Below are 20,600 nucleotides of genomic sequence, written 5' to 3'. Positions count from 1 at the left end.
TTCGATGTGCTGCTGACCGAGGAAGCTCAACCGGACCAACGTTAACCCTCAACTCGAAGGTTATAGTTATGTCAAGCAACCGCTATGAAAACGCTATGGTTCGGAGTTCGTACATGCAACGACCACGGCCGCGTGTCGCCGCAAAGTCGTTCATTTTTCTTCTATTGCCGTCTTTTGCGGCCCGTTACCGGGCCACAGGGTGCTGCGGACTAGAAATGTCGTACACCTTGATGGGTGCTTCCTTGTCCTTGGGCGCTGCCAGAAGGGCTTGAAGAACACTGTTCTTCAGTGCCGCATCCTGAGCATCACCCCAAACCACCAGTGTTCCGTCGTTGAGCGTGAGCTCCACGAAGTCCTTGCTGGTGGCCGTTGCATGATCCACGGTCGCCAACAGCTTATCCGGTAGTTCGGAGAGAACTCGCGTCACGATGGCAAAGACCTTTGGGTCCTTCGTCGCTTTCGAGGACTCAATGGTGGGCAGCTTCGGCTTCGCCTTGGCCGACAATTGCGCCAGGACTTGGCCTTCAGGGCCCACGAGCGAACGCTTCTTGCCCTCGATGAGCAGCGCAACGGGCACATATTCAACAATCTGAACGTGCAGCGTGTTGGGGGCCTCGGCCTGGACGATGGCGTCCTGCACGGCCGGCTCACCGGCCAACAATTCCATCACTCGCCCCGTTCCCACGCGTGAGAGCGGAACGCCATGCAGCGGCTCAAGCGCCTTTTGCACCGTCGCGTCGGTGACCAACGTATTGCCGTTCACCTGGACGTTCTTGATGGCCAAGATGGGGGAAAAGTTGAGCACCAGCATCAGGATCACCACCACGGCAGCCACCACCGAACCACCGATGATCCAGCGCCGTTTGGTGCGTCGCCTGGGGTCCTCGGGCAGGTCCAGGACGTTCGAATTGCCCCTGCTCTGCCCTGGCTTGGTGACCATCAGTGACCCAGACGCTCTTCCAAGGCCGCCAAGATGGCGCTGCCCTGCTCGGTGACGTCTCCGGCACCGATGGTCATGATCACGTCTCCCGAGGCCGCTACACCGGCAACCACGGCCGCAGCCTGCCCCATGGAGACCAGTCCGCCGGCGGTAGCCAGCTCGCCGCTGACAAGTTCGCTGGTAACCCCCGGAATCGGCGACTCGCGTGCCGGGTAGATCTCCAGCACATAGGCCGAGTCAGCCAGCGACAGCGAGGCGGCGAATTCCTTGTAGAACTCCTTAGTGCGCGAGAAGAGGTGGGGCTGGAACAACACGTGAACGGCACCGGTGCCGGCAACGGCACGCGCGGCGCGCAACGCGGCCAAGACCTCGGTGGGGTGATGTGCATAGTCATCAAAGACCCGCACTCCCCCGGCCTCACCGCGGAAGTCGAAGCGGCGTGCGGCACCGGTGAACGCACCAAGTCCCGCCGTCACGGCTTCGGGGTCCAACCCGGCATCCAACCCAACACAGAAGGCCGCAGCAGCATTCAGCAGATTATGGTTTCCCGGCAGTGCGAGCTCAAGATCGATGTTTTCCCCGCTGCCCCATTCCAAGGAGCAGGCAAAACGCTGCCCGCGCGGATGCGGATCCACCAGACGGCGATCCGCATCGGGCGCGAACCCATAGGTCTGCACCCGCAGCGCCGGACGTTCCTTGCGCATGCGCGTGGCCAGGGCGAGGGACCCCGGATCATCGGCACAGCAAATCAGTAGCCCGTCTTCCGGAAGCAAGGACGCGAAATCGTAGAAGGCGCGGTGCACCGCCTCAACACTGCCGTAGTGATCCAGGTGATCTGCCTCGATGTTCGTTACCACCGCGACATCCGGGGAGTAATTCAGGAAGGACGCATCGGATTCATCGGCCTCGGCGACAAAGATTCGACCCTCACCGAATTCGGCGTTGGTACCCAGCGCCGCAATGTTGGCTCCGATCGCAAACGTCGGGGAAGCTCCCGCCGTGCGCAGCATGCTGGCGATCAGCGAGGTGGTGGTGGTCTTGCCATGGGTACCGGCAACGGTGATGACCCGGTGGCCCTCCATGACGGCGGCCAACCCCTGTGAACGGTGCAGGATTCTCAGCCCGCGGGCGACCGCCTCGTCATACTCCGGGTTACCGGCCTTGATGATCGAGGAGATCACCACGGTATCGGCGTCCCCGAGGTTCCCCGCGGCGTATCCCACGTTGATGCGGGCACCTGCTTCTCGAAGATCGTGGAGCACCGGCAGGTCCTTGGCATCGGTGCCCGAGACATTGAGCCCGCGGGCCACCATGAGCCTGGCGACGGCCGAGACGCCCACGCCGCCGATGCCCAGGAGGTGGACGTTGCCCAGCTGCTGAAGTGTGTGTTGTTCCTGCATGATGCTAGCTTTCCGTTCTGGAGGTGAGTGGCGGTGCGCTGTGTCCCAGACCCGTACGGATCATGGTGGCCATCGCTGCTGCAGCGTCGGTGCGACCCTGGGCCTTCGCGGCGGCCCCCATTCTCGCCAGTGCCGGGCGATCGAGGAGCAGGTTCAGCACGGTGGAGTTGATGAACTCGGCCGTGAATTCGGCATCGTTGACCAGCACTGCGCCGCCAGCGGCCACGAGGTCGGTGGCGTTCAGGCGCTGTTCGCCGTTGCCGATGGGAAGTGGCACCAAGACCGAGGGGGTACCGGCGACCGCCAGCTCGCAGACCGTGCCAGCCCCGGAACGGGCCACCAGCAAATCTGCCGCGGCGTAGGCCTGCTCCATCGAGTCAACGTATTCGACCTGACGGTAACCCGGTGCCGTGAGTGGCTCCCCGGCCGCATCCAGCACCACCTTGTCCCGACCGGTGATGTGCAAGATCTCGATCCCCTTGGCGCTGAGCGTGGGCAGGGCAGCGCCGATGGCGGCATTAATTGAGGCGGCTCCCGATGAGCCTCCGGTGACCACCAGTGCCGGAGCCTTCGCGGAGAAGCCCAGCGCGGCTCGGGCGGATTCGCGCATCGCGGCCCGGTCCATTTTCGCCACATAACCGCGCATCGGCATGCCCACCACTTTGGCTCCGGGCAGCCCGGTTCCGCTGAAGGCTGCGCCAACACCCTTCGCGTATCTGGCGCCTACCTTGTTGGCCAATCCGGCACGGGCGTTGGCCTCGTGAACAAAGATGGGCAGCTGACGCTTTTTTGCGGCCAAGTAGACCGGGGTGCAGACGTAACCGCCGACCCCGAGCACCGCCTGAGCCTTGGTCTGATCCAGAATGGCGCCGGCGGCCTTGATCGCGGCGCTGAAGCGGAAGGGTAGCTTCAGCAAATCCAGCGAGGGCCGCCGCGGCATGGGCACCTTGTTGATGGTGCGCAGCTCGTAGCCGGCTTCGGGTACCAGGCGGGTTTCAAGCCCGAGGGCCGTACCCACGGCGGTGATACTCGTCGCGGGGTCCTGCTCGCGCAGGGCATCGGCGATGGCGATCATGGGGGTGATGTGTCCGGCCGTTCCGCCGCCGGCGATCACCACGCGTAATGGCTCAGTCATGGGATTCTGTGTGCTTCCTTCAACGGGTTTCATCGGCATTTTTGTCTTGTGGTGGGGTCAGCTGGTGGGAGTGGTGCCGCGGGACTTAGCCAGCAGCGCACGCAGTCCGTTACGGGTTCCGGGGCGTTGAAGCCTGGAGCGCTGATCGCGAGCGAAGCAGAGCACCACCCCGACGCCTAAGAAGGTGGCGAGAAGCGCCGAACCGCCCGAGGAAATAAAGGGCAGCGGCAGACCGATGACCGGCAACAGTCCGGTGACCATACCGATATTGATGAACGCCTGGCCAATGATCCAGGCCATGATGCCACTGATGGCAACACGACCAAAGATGGTTCCGGCGCGCACGGCGATCCGGTACATCGCCACCGCCAGCATGCCATAGAGAACGATCACAAAGATGGTGCCCAGGAGCCCCAATTCTTCGCCAAGCACCGCGAAGATGAAGTCATTTTGAGCCTCCGGAATGTGTGACCACTTTTGTCGCGATTGGCCCAAGCCCACGCCAAACCAGCCACCGGAGGCCAGGGCGTACAGGCCCTGCTCCGCCTGATAGCAGTAGTCGTTGGTGTCGCCACAGGCGATATGCAGCCAGGCCAAGATTCGGCCCATGCGGTTCGGCGCCAGAATAACCATCAGCACCACCCCGACCAGTCCGGCTATCCCCGCAATCCCGAAGATCCGAGCATTGGCGCCACCTACAAACATCACCACCGCGAGGATCAGCAGCAAGATCAGGGCGGTGCCGAGGTCGCGGCCGATCAGCACCAGGCCCACGGCCAGCAGCCCAAAGGGCACCAGCAAGGGAATCACCGCGTGCTTCCACTGGTCCATCAGCTTGGCCTTGCGTTCCACCACCCAGGCGCCCCAGAGTGCGAGTGCGACCTTGGCAAACTCGGAGGGCTGGATCGAGAATGGACCGATGTAAATCCAGTTCTTATTGCCGTAGATTTCCTTGCCGATGATCAATACCAGCATCAAGAGTGCCGTGGCAATGATTAACGCCGGCCACGCAAGTTTTTTCAGCTTCGCCACTGGAACCTGTTGCAGGGCCATCATGCAAATGACGCCGACCACTGCCCACAGCGATTGTTTGGAAAAATCGCCGAAGGCGGACTTGTTCTTGGCGATGGCCTCTACGGAGGAGGAGGACAGGACCATGATCAGACCCATAAAGGTCAACGCCAGGGTGGTGCCGAGCACCACGTAGTAGTTGATTTGGGCCCCGCGCAGCGTGGGATCCTCAATGCGGGTGAACCACTTGCTCAAGCCGCGGGATTCCGAACCCCGGCCGGGCTTGCGGCCCGGCGTGCCGGCCTTTGCGCCCTTGCCTGGTGGAGTACGGGATGTGCCGCTCACAAGAGCTCCTTAGCTAGTTTCTTCCCCCATTAACGCGCGTACCGCGTCGATGAAGGCGTTTCCGCGTTGTGCGTATGAAGTGAATTGATCCATGGATGCCGCCGCCGGAGCCATCAGCACGGTGTCCCCCGCCGTGGCAATCTCGGCCGCTAGCTTCACGGCCTGCGCCATGACTGCTGAGCCATCCCCGGCCACGGCGGATCCTGTCGGCGTCTCCACACCAGTTTCGCGCACCTCGGCCATGATCACCGGTACTTGCGGCGCGTGTCGCTGTAGGGCACCGAGCAATGCTGTGGTGTCGGTTCCGATGACGATCACCGCTTTGAGGCGCTTGACGTGGGCGGTGACAAGATCGTCGTATTCCACTCCCTTGGATAGTCCTCCGGCGATCCACACCACCGAGGAGAAGGCACCCAAGGCGGCGTTTGCCGCGTGCGGGTTGGTGGCCTTGGAATCGTTAATCCAGAGCACGTCATCGCGGCGGGCGACGGCCTGAATGCGGTGATCTCCCGAATCGAAAGAGCTTAGTCCCTTGGCCACGGCCTCCGGTTCAACCCCGAAGGCTCGGGCCAAGGCGGCTGCGGCTGCGGCGTTCGACGCGGTGTGCCGCGGAACCACCTCACCGATTTGGTCAAGGGCAATCAGCTCCGCGGCCGAATTCTTCCGGTCCTCGATAAAGGCGCGGTCAACCAGCAGTCCATCCACCACACCCACCATGCTCAGCCCGGGAACGTTAGTGGTGAAGCCGATGGCGCGGCAGCCCTCGGTCACGTCGGCATTTTCGACCATGGCCTCAACCACGGCTTCCTCGGCGTTGTAGATCGCCGCAACCCGGGTGCGCTCATAAATCTTGGCCTTGTCGGCCTTGTAGAACTCAAACCCACCGTGCCAATCGACATGGTCCTCGGCGATGTTCAGCACCACGGAGGCCAGCGGGGACATGGTGTGGGTGTAATGCAGTTGGAAGGAGGAAAGCTCCACGGCGATGACGTCGAACCCCTCGGGGTCACGGATGGCATCAAGAATTGGGGTACCCACGTTGCCCGCGGCGATGGCCCGCAGGCCCGCGGCCTGGAAGATCGCTTCGGTCATGGACACGGTGGTGGTCTTGCCGTTGGTCCCGGTGATCACTACCCACTCGGCGAGCTTGCGGCCCTCTTTTTCGCGCACGCGCCAGGCCAACTCAACGTCGCCCCAGATTTCGATCCCGGCTTGTGCCGCTGCCACCAGCAGTGGTTGGCGCGGATTCCATCCCGGAGAGGCAATCAGCAGTTGCGGTGCCAGCCCGTTGATCAGCGGCAGCTCATCAAGGTGCGCCGCGCCGAGCAGCACATCGGTGGCTCCGACGATCTTCAGGGTCTCGCCCCGTGATTGGTTCACTTCGGTGTCAGCGCCGTCGATGACCACAACGTGGGCACCGAGTTCGATCAAGGTATCGGCGGCGGAGAACCCGGAAAGTCCCAGGCCCGCAACAACTACCCGCAGTCCCTTCCAGTCAGATTCCCAGCGAGTGAGGTGATCAAGGTTGTTAAGCATTAGAGTGCCACGACCCATTCGGAATAGAAGATGCCCAGACCCGCGGCAACAAAGAGCCCACCAAGAATCCAGAACCGAACCACCACGTTCTCCTCGGCCCAGCCGGAGAGTTCAAAGTGGTGCTGCAGCGGTGCCATCTTGAAGACACGTTTGCCGCCGGAGAGTTTGAAGAAGCCGACCTGAATGATCACCGAAAGGGCGATGATCACGAAGAGTCCGGCCAAGACAAGCAGCAGAATCTGGGTGCGCGAGAGGATGGCGAACGCGGCAATCGCGCCGCCGATGGCCAAGGATCCGGTATCACCCATGAAGATCTTTGCCGGTTTGGCGTTCCACCAGAGGAAGCCGATCAACGCGCCGCAGAAGATCGCCCCGAGCAGGGCCAAATCCATGGGGTCACGCACGGTGTAACAAACGTTTTTTACCTCATGGATACCGCAGGCCTGATTCTGCTGCCAGATACCGATGAGGGTATAGGCGCCAAAGACCATGATGGCGGCGCCGGTGGCCAGCCCGTCCAGACCGTCGGTGAGGTTCACACCGTTAGTGGTGGCGGTGACGATGAGGTTGGACCACAGCACAAAGAGGATCAAGCCAATCAGCGGTCCGGCGAAGGCCAGATCGATGGAGGTGTCACGCAAGAAGGAGATGGCCGTGGAGGCAGGAGTCAGTCCCTGGGCGTTGGGGAAGTTCAGCGCCAGGACGGCGAAGCCGATGCCCACCACGGCCTGCAGCACGATCTTCTGCCAGGCACGCAGTCCCAGCGAGCGCTTCTTGGCGATCTTGATGAAGTCATCAAGGAAGCCAACGAGTCCCATGCCGGCAAAGAGCAACAACACCAGTAACCCGCTGGCGCTCACCCCGGCGCTGGGCCGACCCAGCAGGGCCAGCAACCCGTGGGTGATGAAGTAGCTCAGGATCACCGCGGCGATGATGATGACACCGCCCATGGTGGGCGTGCCAGACTTCGTCGCGTGGCTGGTTGGTCCGTCGTCGCGGACGACCTGGCCGTATTGCTTAAGCGTCAGTAGGCGGATAAACAACGGCATCATGACCATGGTGAAAACCATGGCGATGCCGGATCCGGCGATGAGGGCAATCACAGTGCCGAACCTCCCTCTGCGGTGGTAGCACCGCTATTGATTCCGGCGATGGCATCGCCTAGGTGCCGCAGGCCGGAGCCGTTGGACGATTTGAAAAGCACGATGTCCCCGGGAAGAAGGTTCTCCGTAAGGATTTGTGTTGCGTCCTCGATGTTCTCGGCGTAGTAGGCCTCGTCTCCCCAGCTGCCCTCGAGCACCGCAGAGTTGTAGGCCAACTTGGCACCGCGGCCGATGACCAGCAGCTTCTTGATGTTCATCCGGACGGCAACACGACCCAGTAAGTCGTGTTCGTGCCGTGATTCATCACCGAGTTCAAGCATTTCGCCGAGCACCGCCCAGGTGCGTCGAGTTTTGCCCGTCGCGTCCGGCAGGCCGAGTTCGGCCAGGGTGCGAAGCGCTGCCCGCATCGAATCTGGGTTGGCGTTGTAGGCATCGTTGATGATGCTCACCCCGTCGGCGCGCTCAAACCGTTCCATCCGCCAGCGGCTGGCCGGGCCAAGGCCCTGCAACGTCGCGGCGATGATAGCCGGAGCCACACCGAGGTATTCCGCGACGGTGGCCGCGGCAAGAATATTGGTCACGTGGTGACGGCCGATGAGGCCGGAGGTGATTCGGTGTGCCGAGTGATCGGCGAAGACCAGGGTAAATTCTGGGTGACCCTCCGCATTGACCTCGAGGCCCTGGGCCCAAACGCCCACCGCGTTGGCGTCGTTGGTGCGTTGCACACCAAAGTTACGCACCACGGCGGTGGTCCGCGCGGACATGGCGGCCACCAGATTGTCATCGAGGTTGAGCACCGCAAGTCCGTCGGCGGAGAGCGACTCAACCATTTCGCCCTTGGCCTTGGCGATGTTCGCGATGCCACCGAATTCGCCGGCGTGTGCCGAACCGACTCCGAGCACCACACCCACTTCGGGCTTCACCATCTCGGTGAGGTAGGCAATGTGTCCCACGCCGGTGGCACCCATCTCAACGACCAGGTACTTGGTTTCGGAGGTGGCCCGGAAGACGGTCAGCGGTACGCCGACTTCGCCGTTGTAGGAACCCACCGGGGCAACCGTCGGACCCAGCTGCGAGAGCAGGGAGGCCAACAGGTCCTTGGTGGTGGTCTTGCCGGCCGAACCGGTAATACCGACCACACGCAGGGAGTTGGAGGCCTTAAGCCGGGCCACGATGGCCGCGGCGAGGTCCCCCATGGCGATAACGGCATCGGGGACGATGATGGCCGGGTGAACGGAACCGTCCTCGGCGTGGGTTTCGTGCTCGGCAAGGGCCAGCACGGCGCCCCTACTCATGGCCGATCCGATGAAGTGGTGTCCATCCGAGGACTCCCCCGGCTTGGCAACAAAAAGCCATCCGGTTTCACAGGATCGTGAGTCGGTATCGACTCCGCGAATAAGTTGGTCGGCGCTAGCCGTTGAAGTGAGTCGCCCGCCAGTAATTTCGGCGATTTCGGCGGAAAGAAGATCAATCATGGCACCTAGGACTTTACCCTTCATCCGTTGGTTCGAAGGAATCGGACGACGAGCCCAAGGGCGTGAAGCCATTGGCGCGGAGGGCATGACGCAATTCCTCGCGGTCATCGAGCTCAAGGTTCACACCCATGACCTCTTGGAAGACTTCGTGGCCACGTCCGGCCACCAAAATAGTGTCCTTCTCCCCCGCCATGGCCACCGCTGCGGCGATTGCGGCGGCGCGCGGGTAGATCTCGTGTACGACCGCGGTGAGGCCGTGAGCTTTGATCTCAGCGCGTGCGCCCGCGACCAACGCTGCGCGGATCGGGGCCGGGTCTTCGGAGTGCGGATCGTCGTCGGTGACAATGACCACATCGGCATGCCGGGCGGCCACCGCACCCATGATCGGGCGTTTGGTGGCATCACGTTCACCGGTGGCTCCGAAGACCACGAAGACGCGCGATCCTTCCTCGTCACGGCGCACGGAGGAAAGTGCCCGGGCCAAGGCGTCGGGGTTATGGGCGAAGTCGACGATGGCGGCCGGTTCCGACGCGATGACCTGCATGCGCCCGGGAACCTCTACGGTGAGCGGATCGGCTCGATCCAGTGCCTGCTGCAGCGTCTGCGGATCTACGCCGGAGGCCAGCACCATCAGGACGGCCAGCGCGGCGTTGGAGATATTAAAGTCTCCCGGTAGCCCGGTCTTCGCGGTGAGTCGAAGTCCATTCGGGCCGCTCAGGGTGAAGTGGTGTCCCAGACCGGCCGGACGTACATCCGTCACGGCCCAGTCGGCTTCAACTACCTCGGGGCCGGTGGACAGCGTTATGACCTCGGCGGTGGCGTGCGCCGCCATTTTGCTGCCCCAGTGATCATCAACGATGACGACCGCTCGGTCGCTGCGTTCTAAGTCAAAGAGCATCGCCTTGATAGCGAAGTACTCTTCCATCGACCCGTGCAGATCAAGATGGTCCTGGGTCAAGTTGGTGAAGCCGGAGACGGCGAAGCGTAGCCCGTCCACCCGGTGGTAGGCCAGTGAGTGGGAGGAGACCTCCATGGTGGCGGCGTTAACGCCCAACTCGCGCATCCGCGACATCAACCCATGCAGCTGGGGTGCCTCCGGGGTGGTGAGGATGCTGGGAATCGGGGTTTGGCCGGCGGAAATTTCAATGGTTCCCACCAAGCCCGTTTCCTTACCCAGGGCGCGGAGCACCGAACGGATCATGTAGCTGGTGGTGGTCTTGCCGTTGGTTCCGGTCAGGCCAAAGAGCTCGGGGCATTTTTCATCGGTCCCGTAGACCAGCGCGGAAATTTCGCCGATGACTTCACGCGGAGCATCAACCAGCAGCATCGGAAGCCCCAGCGCTGAGGCGGCCGAGGCGCCCTCCTCATCGGTGAGGATCGCCGCGGCCCCGGCGCGAGCCGCATCCTGGGCAAACTGTGCCCCGTGAAAGCGAGCCCCGGGGGCGCCGACGTACAGGTCTCCCGGCAATACGGCACGAGAGTCGAGGCAGACCCCGGTGACACCTAGTCGACCGTCGCCAACGACGGTGGCCCCACGTCCGGTTTCATGCAGGTACTCGAGCATGGCGTTCAGTGGTGTGTTGCTTGCTCGGGTGGGGCGAAGCAGTGCTTCGGCCGCCCGGGGGGAGAGTGCTTCAGGCATTACCAAGATTTCTTTTGTTCGGATCCGATGAACACTTTGTAGCCGTTGGGCTTTGAATCGCTCGGAGCAACGTTGTAGGCATTAAGAGTCTTGCCCATGACTTCGCTGAAGGTGTCACCGACGCTCCAGGAGATCCAGTCGCCCTTCGGACGATACATGGTCACCACGACGGCAAATTGGGGGTCATCCAGTGGAGCCACACCGGCAAACGAGCTGGTATATCCGTCGTATCCGCCGGATTCGCCGGCAGCTTGGCCGGTGCCCGATTTACCGCCAACGCGGTAACCGGACACAGCCATCTTAGTGCCAGTGCCCTCCAAGACCACGGTTTCCATCATCCTGAGCATCTGATCGGTGGTCGCCTTGGAGAAAACGCGCTCACTCGTTGGTGCGGCAGGTGTTTCGATGCTTCCATCGGGATTGATGTAGGAATCGATCAGCGTCGGCGTGATGCGAACCCCGCCATTGGCGATGGTTTGGGCGACCTGTGCCGTGTGAAGTGCCGTCTGGGTGTAGCCCTGACCAAACATGATCGCGTACTGCTGGCGGCGTTCCCAGTCCTCGGCCGGGGCCAAGATGCCCTTGCTGGCACCGCCGAGGCCGATGTCGATGGCGGAACCAATGCCAAGTTTCTTCAAGTAGTTGAAGCGAGTCTCGTTGCTCATCTTGTTGCCGATCATCACGGTACCGGTGTTGTATGAGCGAGCGAAGATTCCCGCGGCCGTCATGTCATAGGTGGTGTGCTTTTTTGAGTCGTTGATGACTTCGTTGTTGATCTTGTAGGCATTCGGGACCCTGAAGGCGTCGGTGGGCTTGATCACGCCCTCCTCTAATGCGGAGGCAAAGGTGGCCATCTTGCCGGTGGAGCCGGGCTCAAAGGCCTGGGTGATCGATGCCGAGGTGCGAAACTTCCCTTCGGTCGCGCTGGGGTCGTTGGGGTCCATCTGGTTCGAATCCCCGATGGCGATGATGCGACCTGTCTTCACCTCGGTGACCAAGACCGAGACCCATTCGGCGTTAAACTGCTTCTGCTTCTTTAATGCCGCTTCTTGGGCGATGAAGTTGATGTCGCTGTCGAGCGTGAGTTTAACGTCTTGGCCGTCAACTGCAGGAACTTCGGTCGTCTCGGCCACCGGGATTCTGACGCCGTCGGCACCAACCTCGTAGGTTTTGGTTCCGGCTTCTCCGGTCAAATGATCGTTTTGGCTCAGTTCAAGGCCCTCGGCACCCACATGGGTTTCTTGGTTATCGGAGTTCTTCACGAATCCCAGGACCGGTCCGGCGACCACCCCGTTGGGGTACTGGCGTTCGCTGCGCAATTGGCCGGTTAGGGTGCGGATACCTAGTTCCATGGCCGCGTTACGCACCTCGGGAGTCACGCCCTTGGCAACAACGGAATAGGCGTTGGGTTTTGCTCCCTCGGCGCCCACCACCGCGTTGCGCACCGTGGCGACGTCTTGGTTGAGGATGTCGGCCAACTCGCTCACCGTCTGTTCAACCGAAACCGTTTCACGCTTGGCACCGCCGGAGATGGGGGCGCGCACGATCGGCTTGGCCGCCTCGACTTTGCGTTGGTCTACAACCAAGTCATAACGGTCAACACTGGTGGCCATGATGGCACCGCTTGCGTCAAGGATCTGTCCACGCTTGGGCTGGGTTTCTTGGACCCGCGTGCGGTTATCAACAGCTGCTGCAGCGACGGCCTTGGCGTTGAGTGATTGTACAAAAAACAACCGCCCACCAATGGCCAACAAGAGCACCAACGCAATGCCCAAAACCATGCGTAAGCGTGGATGCGTTGCTCCGGTGGTGGTTGGGGATAATTTTGACATGCGGTCCTCAGCTCATACCGGGCGTGGGTTGGTGGTGCTCTAGGTGGTTAGTGGACGGTTCAAGTCTGGGTGTTTACTGCCCCGGTGTCTTCAAGCTCGGAGCGGGAATCGTTCCCCCGTTGAGCTCTGCCGCGGAAAAGTCCGGACGCTTATCGGTGCCGGCCTGCTCGGATGGCTCGCTGACGATGCTCTTGGTTGCCTCCTGCGTGGTGGCAGGCTGTTCGACTGCCTCCGGCTCACTGGCAGGGACTTCGGCCGCAACGGGAGCCGGTGCCGGCTGAACGATGGGCGCGGAAACAACCTTTTCCACCGGCGGCTCGGGTTTGACCGGAGAGTCTAGGGAAACATTGCTTGCCTTGGCATCAGCGTCGGGCTTTTTGGCCGCTGTCGGAGTGCCAGAGACCTTTCCGGACTCAATGTTGATGGCCGCCGGAGCTCCCGGTTTCACCATGCCCAATTTTTCAGCCTTTGCGGCTACCACCTGAGGAGCTTCGAGGTACAACGCCTTCTGACGCAATGCCTCGTTCTCCTGGGAGAGCGAACGTTCCTGTCCGCGCAGATCCACCGCGGTGTACTGGCCGTTGGCAATGGCGACGTTGATGAGCAGAACCGCAACAACCGAGGCAATAACCAAACCAAGGATGGTGACGAGGAAGGGAATCCGTCGCGAGGAACCGATCTCCGGGACCACCGAGAGCGTCGTGCGGCGCTTGGCGGTGGACTCTTCCGGACGCGAGGCTGGGATGGGTCGCGGGGCATGGCTGAGCGCATTGGCACCCTGCGTTGCCGGATGTTCGATAACGCGCGAACGTACGCGGCTGGGGGTCCGGTTGCTCATTCTCAGCTCCTCTTCAGGATGCGTTCCACGGCTCGCAGCTTTGCTGAAGCTGCCCGCGAGTTTTCTGCGATTTCTTGGTCAGTTGGCTTTTCGGTTCCTCGGGTGAGGACCTTGAATTGCGCCTTGTGTTCTTCCAACTCCACGGGGAAGCCAGCAGGTGCCGAGGATTTTGAACCGGCGGCGAAGTGCCGCTTGGTGATCTTGTCCTCCAGCGAGTGATAACTCATCACCACAACCCGGCCACCAACATGCAGTGCGCCCATGGCAGCGGGGATGGCTCGATCCAAGACGTCGAGTTCCTCGTTGACTTCAATGCGCAGTGCCTGGAATGTCCGCTTGGCGGGGTGTCCCCCGGTGCGTGCTGCAGCTGCCGGAACCACGGATCGGATTGCCGTCACGAGTTCTTCGGTGGTGCTGAAGGGCTTGAGCTTGCGAGCTTCAACGATGGAAGAGGCGATACGCCCGGCGAACTTTTCCTCGCCCCAAGCGCGGATAATGCGGACCAATTCGGTTTCGCTGTACTCATTAATAATGTCTGCGGCGGTGGGCCCTTGCGAGGTATCCATACGCATATCCAGCGGAGCGTCGTAGGAATAGGCGAAGCCGCGGTCCCGCTCGTCCAACTGCAGGGAAGAAACCCCGAGGTCGAAGAGCACTCCATCAATACCATCAAAGCCCAAGTCGGCGACGACGTCGGCGATCTCGTCATAGATTGCGTGGACCAGGTCGGTGCGCTCGGCAAATCCAGCTAAGCGTGCCCCGGCCAAGGCCAAGGCCTGCTCGTCGCGATCCAACCCGATGAGGTGCAGATCGGGGAAACGCTGGAGGAGTGCTTCAGAATGCCCACCCATCCCCAAGGTGCAGTCCACAACAACCGCACGGCCACGGGCGGCAATGCCTGCCTCGATACCGTCCGCCAAAAGCCCTACGCAACGTTCGAGCAACACCGGAACGTGGCGTTCGGATGTTGGCCGATCTGCGGATCCATCTAAGTTCACCGCTCCCCCTTTCGCGTGGGCCTACTACCTATGAGTTTTGGCTGAGACCAGATCCCCCTCCGACCCGCGTCCACCCAGCCTGGCTCCGGGGAAGTGGAGTCAGGATGCGCGTTGCACGGGCGGCTGGAGATCTCGTCCAAGCCACTGTTGAGCCTTGAGTCACCGTGTTGGTAACTATTTAGCCCGGAAGTGCTTCGTCGTCCGTTTCGGAGAACACGTTCTCCTGTTCAACGAGGTAGGTATTCCACGCCGTGGAATCCCAAATCTCGACTCGGTTGCCCGCGCCGATCACTGTAACCTCTCGGTCCAGCCCCGCATATGAACGAAGCATCGACGGAATGGTGACCCGCCCCTGCTTATCCGGCAATTCATCCGAAGCACCGGAGAGGAAAACACGCGCATAGTCTCGTGCCTGTCGTGAAGAGATCGGAGCCTGGCTCATTTGCTCATGCTGCTTCTCAAACTCACGTTGACTAAAGACGTAAATGCAACGTTCCTGGCCTCGCGTCAGAACTAAACCATTGGCTAATTCGTCCCGATACTTGGCCGGGAGGATCAAACGCCCCTTCTCATCCAGACGCGGGGTATACGTTCCGAGGAACATACCTACCGCCTTCCGGCTAGAAGAAGCACTTTGCTCCAATTCCCTCTATTTCGCTCCACTTTACTCCACAAGCCTCCACTGTCAACGAACGATTCGGCATTTTGCGGTGAAAATCTAGCGAAAACTGTTGATTTTCCGGGGCATACGAGCCGTGGTGCGGGGTGGAGGGTTTTAGATTCAGATCAAACTCCCAGAAAGCGAGCCGTGACGAAGGGCACATCGTCATCTGCGGAAATCCGCGGCTTCACGTGGGTGTTCCGCCCGAGCTCGTGACCAGTGGAGAGTTCACCCCGAGCAGTAGGGAGCAAAGTGGAGGACATGGGAATCCACGCTAGGAGGGGGCGCCAAAAGCCCAGAAATATAAATTACGTCGATTAGTGATATTGGGCGCGTCGTCGTTCACGATGAACAATTTGGCAGCATGGCTCGATGCCGACCCCGTTCGTCAGAATTGTCTTGACGACCTTTGGGGCATAAAAAAGCCAAGGCTCATGAAAATGAGCCTTGGCTGAAGTTATAGGTCCGGAGCGCTAGTTCTCCGAAGGGTTAGCCGGTACCGGCCTAGGAAGAACCGTGTTCGTCGCGTTTACGCTGTTCCCACTTGTTTTCGAGATCGCTCATGAATCCTGATTTCTGCGGCGCTTTTGGGGTGCCTGGCAAGCCATTCTTCTTGGTTCCACCACGCCGAGAGAGCGCTAGGTACACACCGGCAAACATCACGATGAACCCAAGAACACCGATAAGGATTAGTTGACTCGAAACCCCGTAGATCAGCACTCCGAGTCCTACGATGCCGGTCAAAGCACCCAAAGCTAGGTTTCGCGTTGAGTAGTTCCCCGCCGTCGACGCAGACTTCATCGTCGAGGCAAAGCGATGATCCTCATGTAGCTGCTTCTCCAGCTGCTCCAGAAGACGTTGCTCATGCTCGGAAAGTGGCATCGTCTCTTCCCTTTCACTTCTCGGTCAAGGCTCTCGCCTATACCTACTTGAACGTATAACGTCTTGGCAATGTTCCCGGCCGATCAGGCTGGCTGGCTACTTCTTCCAGAATAGTCCCGAAACTTCCTAATAAGGTAGTCAGGATTCAACTCTGAGCATACTCACGGCTAATGAGTCAGCGGGTTACTCAGTCTATTTGTCCTTTTGACCGCGTTCAAGCAAAGATGCTGGTCGCAGAGCGCCAGCAGGGAACCGCGAACTGATTAGATCCATGGTCGCTTCCGCTTGTCGCCAATTGTCATCACGTGGATCAAAACTCAATTGCATTCCCCCTCCAGCCTCCGTCAATTTTTCGGCCCGAATCCCGACCAGACGTACCGCTTGGGGCCGGGCTCCAAGTTTTTCGAGTAAGCCTTCGATGGCTCCCACCAGCTCGCCGGCCGCGTTGCTGGGCACAGGGAGGGTTCTGCTACGCGAAAGTGTGGAGAAATCGCTGTACCGCAATTTCAGGGCTACAACCCCAGCGACCTTGTTGGCTTGGCGTAGCCGGGCAGCGACTCGATGACCCAGATGAAGAATTTCACGCCGCAGTGCCTCTTCGTCCCATAGATCCACGGCGAAGGTCTCTTCGGCACCGATACTCTTTTCCTCACGCTCGGTTTCTACTGCGCGGTCGTCGCGTCCCCACGCCAGCGCGTAAAGGTGGTTCCCCGTCGTGCCAAGTCTCCTACTTAACGTGTTCTCCGGCGTCGCGGCCAGCTGTGCCACGGTGCCGATGCCCATCTCCCGAAGCACCTCAGCCGTTTTGGCTCCAACGCCCCAAAGTGCACCCACGGGCAGCGTGTGGAGATATTCCAAGGTACGTTCTGGCTGAATTACCAGCATGCCATCGGGTTTCGCGCCGGTTGAAGCAACCTTTGCCACGAACTTGGAAGAAGCAATCCCCACGCTGGCTGGCAGCCCAAGCTCATCGCGAAGTCGTTTTCGAATCATGGTGCCAATGACCGGTGGCGGGCCCAGACGTCGCATGCTTCCCGTCACATCCAGGAAGGCCTCGTCCACACTGAGTTGCTCCACCAGAGGTGTCACCTCGCGGAAGATCTCCATGATTCTTGCGGAGTACGTACGGTACAGCCCTTGTGTTGGTTCGATCACTATCGCCTGCGGCGCCATGCGGATAGCAATAGACATCGGCATGGCCGATTTCACGCCCAGCGCGCGGCATTCATAGGAGGCCGAAAGGACCACCGAGCGCTCCCCCACATGCCCAACGATGATTTGTTTCCCCACCAGCTCGGGGCGAGTGAGTAGTTCGACGGACACGAAAAAGGCATCCATGTCGACGTGCAAAATCGCTCGAACCTTACCCTGAACCATATTTTGAAGTCTAGCCAAAGACTCCGACAATCCACTGGGTGACGGTGGCCCAGCTAGAGTTAAGGAAACCTCACTTTGCGCAATCTCTGGATGGGAATCATGACTCTTAATGCCGCGGACACTTCCGACTCGAAAGCGGCACGGGAACTTTCCGCAGAATTCTCGGAACGGCTAGAAAGATTACTTTCGACGTTCCTCGCGCAGCAGCATGAAGTCATCTCCGAGATTGCACCCGCAGCTGCCCAAATCGTCACCGCCATTGATGATCTCACCAAGGGAGGAAAGCGCCTACGCCCGCTCTTTGCCTTTTGGGGATATCTGGGGGCCGGCGGCGATCCCGAGGCCAATGACATCGTCATCGCCGGTGCCGCTCTGGAACTCTTCCAGGCAGCAGCTCTCATTCACGATGATCTGATTGACCGTTCCGACACCCGTCGCGGCCAGCCGAGCGTACATCGCCGGTTTGAGTCCCTGCACCGCGCCTCGGGCTGGCAGCGAGACGCTCAGCGGTTCGGTGAGGCGGCATCGGTCTTGGCCGGGGATTTGTGCCTGTCCCTCAGCGAACAACTTTTTGCAACGATCAACCCGGTGGTTCCCGAAGCACGCACGATCTTTGATCGAATGCGGGCGCAGGTCATGGCCGGCCAATACCTTGATGTGTTGGAAGAGTCCGCCGGCCCGTCCTACGGCCCGGCCGAAGCGGTCAAGCGTGCCCGAACGATCGTGCGCTATAAATCGGCGAAGTACTCGGTGGAAAATCCGACGCTATTAGGCGGTGCGCTGGCCGGGGCTGACGCGAATCTGTTGGAGGAATACTCTCAGTTCGCGCTTCCGTTGGGTGAGGCTTTCCAGCTGCGCGATGATGTTTTGGGCGTCTTTGGAGATCCTAGCGTCACGGGCAAGCCTGCTGGCGATGACCTTCGTGAAGGCAAGCGCACGGAAATCATCGCCCACGCACTCACACTCGCATCCCCAGCCGATCAGGAATTCATTCAGTCCCGACTCGGTGCCGATGACCTTCGCGACGATGAGGTCGAGCGCATGAGTGCTCTTTTGGAATCCTGTGGAGCCCTCGCTGCTACCGAGCGTTCCATCGCCGAGCTCTCAGATCAGGGACTCGGGGCACTGGATGGACTCAGTGTTCCTCCGCTGGCTCGCCACGGGCTGCGCACTCTGGGCCTAGCGGCCATCCGCCGCACCTCCTAATACGGACAGCAAAACGGCGACGTGCTGACATTCCCACCGGAAGGGGGAATTGATGCACGTCGCCGTTTTACGTTGTCCCTCATGCAGAGACGAATATCATCGAAAGGTTATTGGCTACCAGCTCAGGGACTGGGCGCGACGACGGATCTCCGTCTTGCGTCCAGCGCGCAGCGCGTCCATGGGAGTTCCGTTCAGGGACTCGTCCGGGGTGAAGAGCCACACCATCAGCTCTTCATCGTTATAGCCGGAGTCTTGCAGCACGGAAATCGTGCCCTTCAGGCTCTCGACAATGCCGCCGTCAAACAGGAAGGCTGCGGGTACGCTGCGAATATTTCGCGCGCCCACACGGACGGCGATGATGGCGCGTTCGTCGATGAGGCTATGCACGCCTTTAATCGATACGTTCAGCGCTTCGGCTAGGTCGGGCAGGGGCAGCCAGTCGGCCACAAGTTTCTCAAGATTGCTCACCATTCCAGCGTCCCACATTCGAGGGTCGATCTGGAGCCAAATGGAAATTTAGTTCGTGGGATCTTTCACAAAGCACTGGCCGTGGTGTAAATTCACATTAGTCACATCCGCAACTTGAGTCACATTGGGCACATGAGTGCATCTCACGTGTCCCGATGCCGGCTGTTGATACGTCCTTGCCCCAACCCAAAGGATCGCTTCATGTCCCTTGCACACAACAATCGCGTTAGAGCCATTGGCAGCGCAGTCGCTACAGTCGCAATCCCCGCAGTTGTCCTCGGATCCCTCGCTGTACCCGCAGAAGCGGCAGAGCTCCCAGCCCGGAACCTGTTGCAGCCCAAGGCGGCTACCCCAGCGATGGTCAAGGCCGCAGAGGCCCGCATCAGCGCCAATCTGGTTGCCGTCCAGGTGCCCGGCGTCAACATTCATATGGCGGCCAAGGGTGGCACCACGACCGTGAAGAACGGCGACACCCTATCCCACATCTCTGTACGGACCGATCTTTCGATCGCCGAACTGAAAAAGTTTAACAAGCTCTCCTCCGATCGGATTTACCCCGGTCAGGTGCTCAAGCTCAGCGGAAGCTCATCAAAGTCATCGTCCTCGGGCAACTCATCGTCATCCGACAAGGCACAGAGCTACACAGTGAAGAACGGCGATGTCATGGGGACCATCGCCAAGAAGCTTGGCGTCTCACTCTCGGCGGTGCGCAACGCGGCCGGAAACCCTTCCGGCGACACCATTATGGTTGGTCAGACCCTTCGTTTCGGGTCCAGCAAGTCGGGTTCCGGAAACTCCAAGAGCTCTAGCAACAGCTCAAACTCGTCGAGTTCCAGCACCTATACGGTCAAGTCCGGAGATTTCCCCTCCACCATAGCCATCCGTCACAACATGTCGGTCTCGGCGTTCATGTCGTTGAACAACCTTTCGGCCACTGACCGGATCTACCCCGGTGACAAGTTGAAGGTCAGCGGTTCGTCAAAGGGCAGCTCCAACGGATCCAAATCAACGTCGACACCCACCAAGACCTCCGGTAGCAGCAGCTACACCGTGGTTTCGGGTGACACCCTGGGCCACATCGCGGTGAAGACCAACACCCCGCAGAACACGCTGCTCAAACTGAACTCCGGATTGACGTATTCCACAGTCCTGCGTATTGGTCGGGTGCTGAAGGTTAACGGTGGCGGATCAAGTAGCTCCGCTCCCTCCTCGGTGAAGCCGACCAGCAACGCCCCGCGGATTAAGGACTCGTTCCTGGGCCGCAGCTATGGTTCTTCAACCAACCACAGCGCCAATGAGAACAAGGCCGAACTTCTGTCCCGTGATCTTCCCTCCCGGGCACAGATGAAGTCGATGGTTGCCAGCACCGCACGACAAATGGGTGTTAACCCGGCACTGGCCATGGCACACGCCTTCCAGGAATCTAGCTTCGACATGGATTCGGTCTCCCCGGCAAACGCCGTGGGCGTCATGCAGGTTATCCCTGCAGCCGGCGAGTGGGCCGAAGGCCTGGTCGGGCGTCAGCTGGACCTGCTGAACCCACAGGACAATGTCACGGCCGGCGTTGCGATCATTCGTGCACACCAGAACAGCGCCGGATCTCGCGAAAAGGGAATTGCCTACTACTACCAGGGTGCCGCTGGTGTGGAGCGCAATGGCATGTACGAGGACACCAAGCACTACGTCGCCAGCATCCTCTCGCATATGAAGAACTTCAGCTAATACCCGCCGAACGGCGAAGGGCGGTGTGC

17 protein-coding genes are annotated in these 20,600 nt (G+C 60.5%); 2 read left to right on the top strand and 15 right to left on the bottom strand.

Annotation, left to right across the window (positions count from 1 at the left end; translation table 11 throughout):
- Window positions 1-184: 184 nt before the first annotated feature.
- The 14 genes from KUF55_RS06610 to dinB all read right to left on the bottom strand — a co-directional run bounded on the left by KUF55_RS06610 (window position 185) and on the right by dinB (window position 17,175).
- Complete coding sequence (locus KUF55_RS06610) at window positions 185-940, bottom strand: cell division protein FtsQ/DivIB (protein WP_218818366.1); 756 nt, start codon at window positions 938-940, stop codon at window positions 185-187.
- On the bottom strand, window positions 940-2,340 hold the full coding sequence (gene murC, locus KUF55_RS06605; RefSeq protein ID WP_218818365.1) for a UDP-N-acetylmuramate--L-alanine ligase: 1,401 nt from the start codon (window positions 2,338-2,340) through the stop codon (window positions 940-942). Before murC ends, KUF55_RS06610 begins: the two co-directional genes overlap by 1 nt.
- Window positions 2,341-2,344: 4 nt before the next feature.
- Window positions 2,345-3,475, bottom strand: coding sequence for an undecaprenyldiphospho-muramoylpentapeptide beta-N-acetylglucosaminyltransferase (gene murG, locus KUF55_RS06600; RefSeq protein ID WP_218818364.1), 1,131 nt, complete (start codon window positions 3,473-3,475; stop codon window positions 2,345-2,347).
- A 57-nt stretch (window positions 3,476-3,532) separates the two neighbouring features.
- Complete coding sequence (gene ftsW, locus KUF55_RS06595; RefSeq protein WP_132364823.1) at window positions 3,533-4,831, bottom strand: putative lipid II flippase FtsW; 1,299 nt, start codon at window positions 4,829-4,831, stop codon at window positions 3,533-3,535.
- A gap of 9 nt (window positions 4,832-4,840) precedes the next feature.
- Entirely contained in the window at window positions 4,841-6,367 is a 1,527-nt protein-coding gene (gene murD, locus KUF55_RS06590; protein WP_255557360.1) for a UDP-N-acetylmuramoyl-L-alanine--D-glutamate ligase, read from the bottom strand.
- Entirely contained in the window at window positions 6,367-7,470 is a 1,104-nt protein-coding gene (mraY, locus tag KUF55_RS06585) for a phospho-N-acetylmuramoyl-pentapeptide-transferase (protein ID WP_132364819.1), read from the bottom strand. Before mraY ends, murD begins: the two co-directional genes overlap by 1 nt.
- Window positions 7,467-8,945 (bottom strand): UDP-N-acetylmuramoyl-tripeptide--D-alanyl-D-alanine ligase, encoded by a 1,479-nt coding sequence (gene murF / locus KUF55_RS06580; protein WP_132364817.1) that lies wholly within the window; start codon window positions 8,943-8,945, stop codon window positions 7,467-7,469. The genes mraY and murF overlap by 4 nt, the downstream gene beginning before the upstream one ends.
- Window positions 8,946-8,958: 13 nt before the next feature.
- A complete protein-coding gene (locus tag KUF55_RS06575; RefSeq protein ID WP_132364815.1) occupies window positions 8,959-10,587 on the bottom strand; it encodes a UDP-N-acetylmuramoyl-L-alanyl-D-glutamate--2,6-diaminopimelate ligase in 1,629 nt (542 codons plus the stop codon).
- The gene (locus KUF55_RS06570; RefSeq protein ID WP_218818362.1) at window positions 10,587-12,419 is read right to left on the bottom strand and encodes a penicillin-binding protein 2; all 1,833 of its coding nucleotides are present in this window, start codon (window positions 12,417-12,419) and stop codon (window positions 10,587-10,589) included. The genes KUF55_RS06575 and KUF55_RS06570 overlap by 1 nt, the downstream gene beginning before the upstream one ends.
- Before the next feature lie 73 nt (window positions 12,420-12,492).
- Window positions 12,493-13,257, bottom strand: coding sequence for a hypothetical protein (locus KUF55_RS06565; protein ID WP_218818361.1), 765 nt, complete (start codon window positions 13,255-13,257; stop codon window positions 12,493-12,495).
- Window positions 13,258-13,259: 2 nt separating this feature from the next.
- Window positions 13,260-14,255 (bottom strand): 16S rRNA (cytosine(1402)-N(4))-methyltransferase RsmH, encoded by a 996-nt coding sequence (rsmH, locus tag KUF55_RS06560; RefSeq protein WP_218818360.1) that lies wholly within the window; start codon window positions 14,253-14,255, stop codon window positions 13,260-13,262.
- 178 nt (window positions 14,256-14,433) lie between these two features.
- Window positions 14,434-14,859, bottom strand: a complete 426-nt coding sequence (gene mraZ / locus KUF55_RS06555; RefSeq protein ID WP_132364807.1) for a division/cell wall cluster transcriptional repressor MraZ — start codon at window positions 14,857-14,859, stop codon at window positions 14,434-14,436.
- Between the two features lie 561 nt (window positions 14,860-15,420).
- On the bottom strand, window positions 15,421-15,798 hold the full coding sequence (locus KUF55_RS06550) for a DUF3040 domain-containing protein (protein WP_132364805.1): 378 nt from the start codon (window positions 15,796-15,798) through the stop codon (window positions 15,421-15,423).
- A gap of 192 nt (window positions 15,799-15,990) precedes the next feature.
- Window positions 15,991-17,175 carry a DNA polymerase IV gene (gene dinB, locus KUF55_RS06545; RefSeq protein ID WP_218818359.1) on the bottom strand — a complete coding sequence of 395 codons (1,185 nt, stop codon included), beginning with the start codon at window positions 17,173-17,175 and terminating at the stop codon, window positions 15,991-15,993.
- 99 nt (window positions 17,176-17,274) lie between these two features.
- Here dinB and KUF55_RS06540 point away from each other — a divergent pair, with 99 nt between their 5' ends.
- Window positions 17,275-18,381, top strand: a complete 1,107-nt coding sequence (locus KUF55_RS06540; RefSeq protein WP_132364801.1) for a polyprenyl synthetase family protein — start codon at window positions 17,275-17,277, stop codon at window positions 18,379-18,381.
- Between the two features lie 114 nt (window positions 18,382-18,495).
- Here the strand turns inward: KUF55_RS06540 and KUF55_RS06535 are convergent, their stop codons facing one another.
- Window positions 18,496-18,852: an Rv2175c family DNA-binding protein gene (locus tag KUF55_RS06535; protein WP_210149847.1), complete on the bottom strand. Its 357-nt coding sequence runs from the start codon at window positions 18,850-18,852 to the stop codon at window positions 18,496-18,498.
- Window positions 18,853-19,050: 198 nt separating this feature from the next.
- On the opposite strand from KUF55_RS06535, the gene KUF55_RS06530 reads away from it, so the two are divergent.
- The gene (locus KUF55_RS06530) at window positions 19,051-20,571 is read left to right on the top strand and encodes a lytic transglycosylase domain-containing protein (protein WP_218818358.1); all 1,521 of its coding nucleotides are present in this window, start codon (window positions 19,051-19,053) and stop codon (window positions 20,569-20,571) included.
- Window positions 20,572-20,600 lie beyond the last annotated feature (29 nt).

This window comes from Paeniglutamicibacter sp. Y32M11 (assembly GCF_019285735.1).
GTDB lineage: Bacteria > Actinomycetota > Actinomycetes > Actinomycetales > Micrococcaceae > Paeniglutamicibacter.
This window is presented reverse-complemented; position numbering and strand designations above follow the sequence as displayed.

Bases quoted from the DNA above. Each gene is read 5' to 3' on its own strand.
- KUF55_RS06610 (WP_218818366.1), bottom strand. From the start codon at position 940: ATGGTCACCAAGCCAGGGCAGAGCAGGGGCAATTCGAACGTCCTGGAC.
- murC (WP_218818365.1), bottom strand. From the start codon at position 2,340: ATGCAGGAACAACACACACTTCAGCAGCTGGGCAACGTCCACCTCCTG.
- murG (WP_218818364.1), bottom strand. From the start codon at position 3,475: ATGACTGAGCCATTACGCGTGGTGATCGCCGGCGGCGGAACGGCCGGA.
- murD (WP_255557360.1), bottom strand. From the start codon at position 6,367: ATGCTTAACAACCTTGATCACCTCACTCGCTGGGAATCTGACTGGAAG.
- murF (WP_132364817.1), bottom strand. From the start codon at position 8,945: ATGATTGATCTTCTTTCCGCCGAAATCGCCGAAATTACTGGCGGGCGA.
- KUF55_RS06575 (WP_132364815.1), bottom strand. From the start codon at position 10,587: ATGCCTGAAGCACTCTCCCCCCGGGCGGCCGAAGCACTGCTTCGCCCC.
- KUF55_RS06570 (WP_218818362.1), bottom strand. From the start codon at position 12,419: ATGTCAAAATTATCCCCAACCACCACCGGAGCAACGCATCCACGCTTA.
- KUF55_RS06565 (WP_218818361.1), bottom strand. From the start codon at position 13,257: ATGAGCAACCGGACCCCCAGCCGCGTACGTTCGCGCGTTATCGAACAT.
- mraZ (WP_132364807.1), bottom strand. From the start codon at position 14,859: ATGTTCCTCGGAACGTATACCCCGCGTCTGGATGAGAAGGGGCGTTTG.
- KUF55_RS06550 (WP_132364805.1), bottom strand. From the start codon at position 15,798: ATGCCACTTTCCGAGCATGAGCAACGTCTTCTGGAGCAGCTGGAGAAG.
- dinB (WP_218818359.1), bottom strand. From the start codon at position 17,175: ATGGTTCAGGGTAAGGTTCGAGCGATTTTGCACGTCGACATGGATGCC.
- KUF55_RS06540 (WP_132364801.1), top strand. From the start codon at position 17,275: ATGACTCTTAATGCCGCGGACACTTCCGACTCGAAAGCGGCACGGGAA.
- KUF55_RS06535 (WP_210149847.1), bottom strand. From the start codon at position 18,852: ATGGTGAGCAATCTTGAGAAACTTGTGGCCGACTGGCTGCCCCTGCCC.
- KUF55_RS06530 (WP_218818358.1), top strand. From the start codon at position 19,051: ATGTCCCTTGCACACAACAATCGCGTTAGAGCCATTGGCAGCGCAGTC.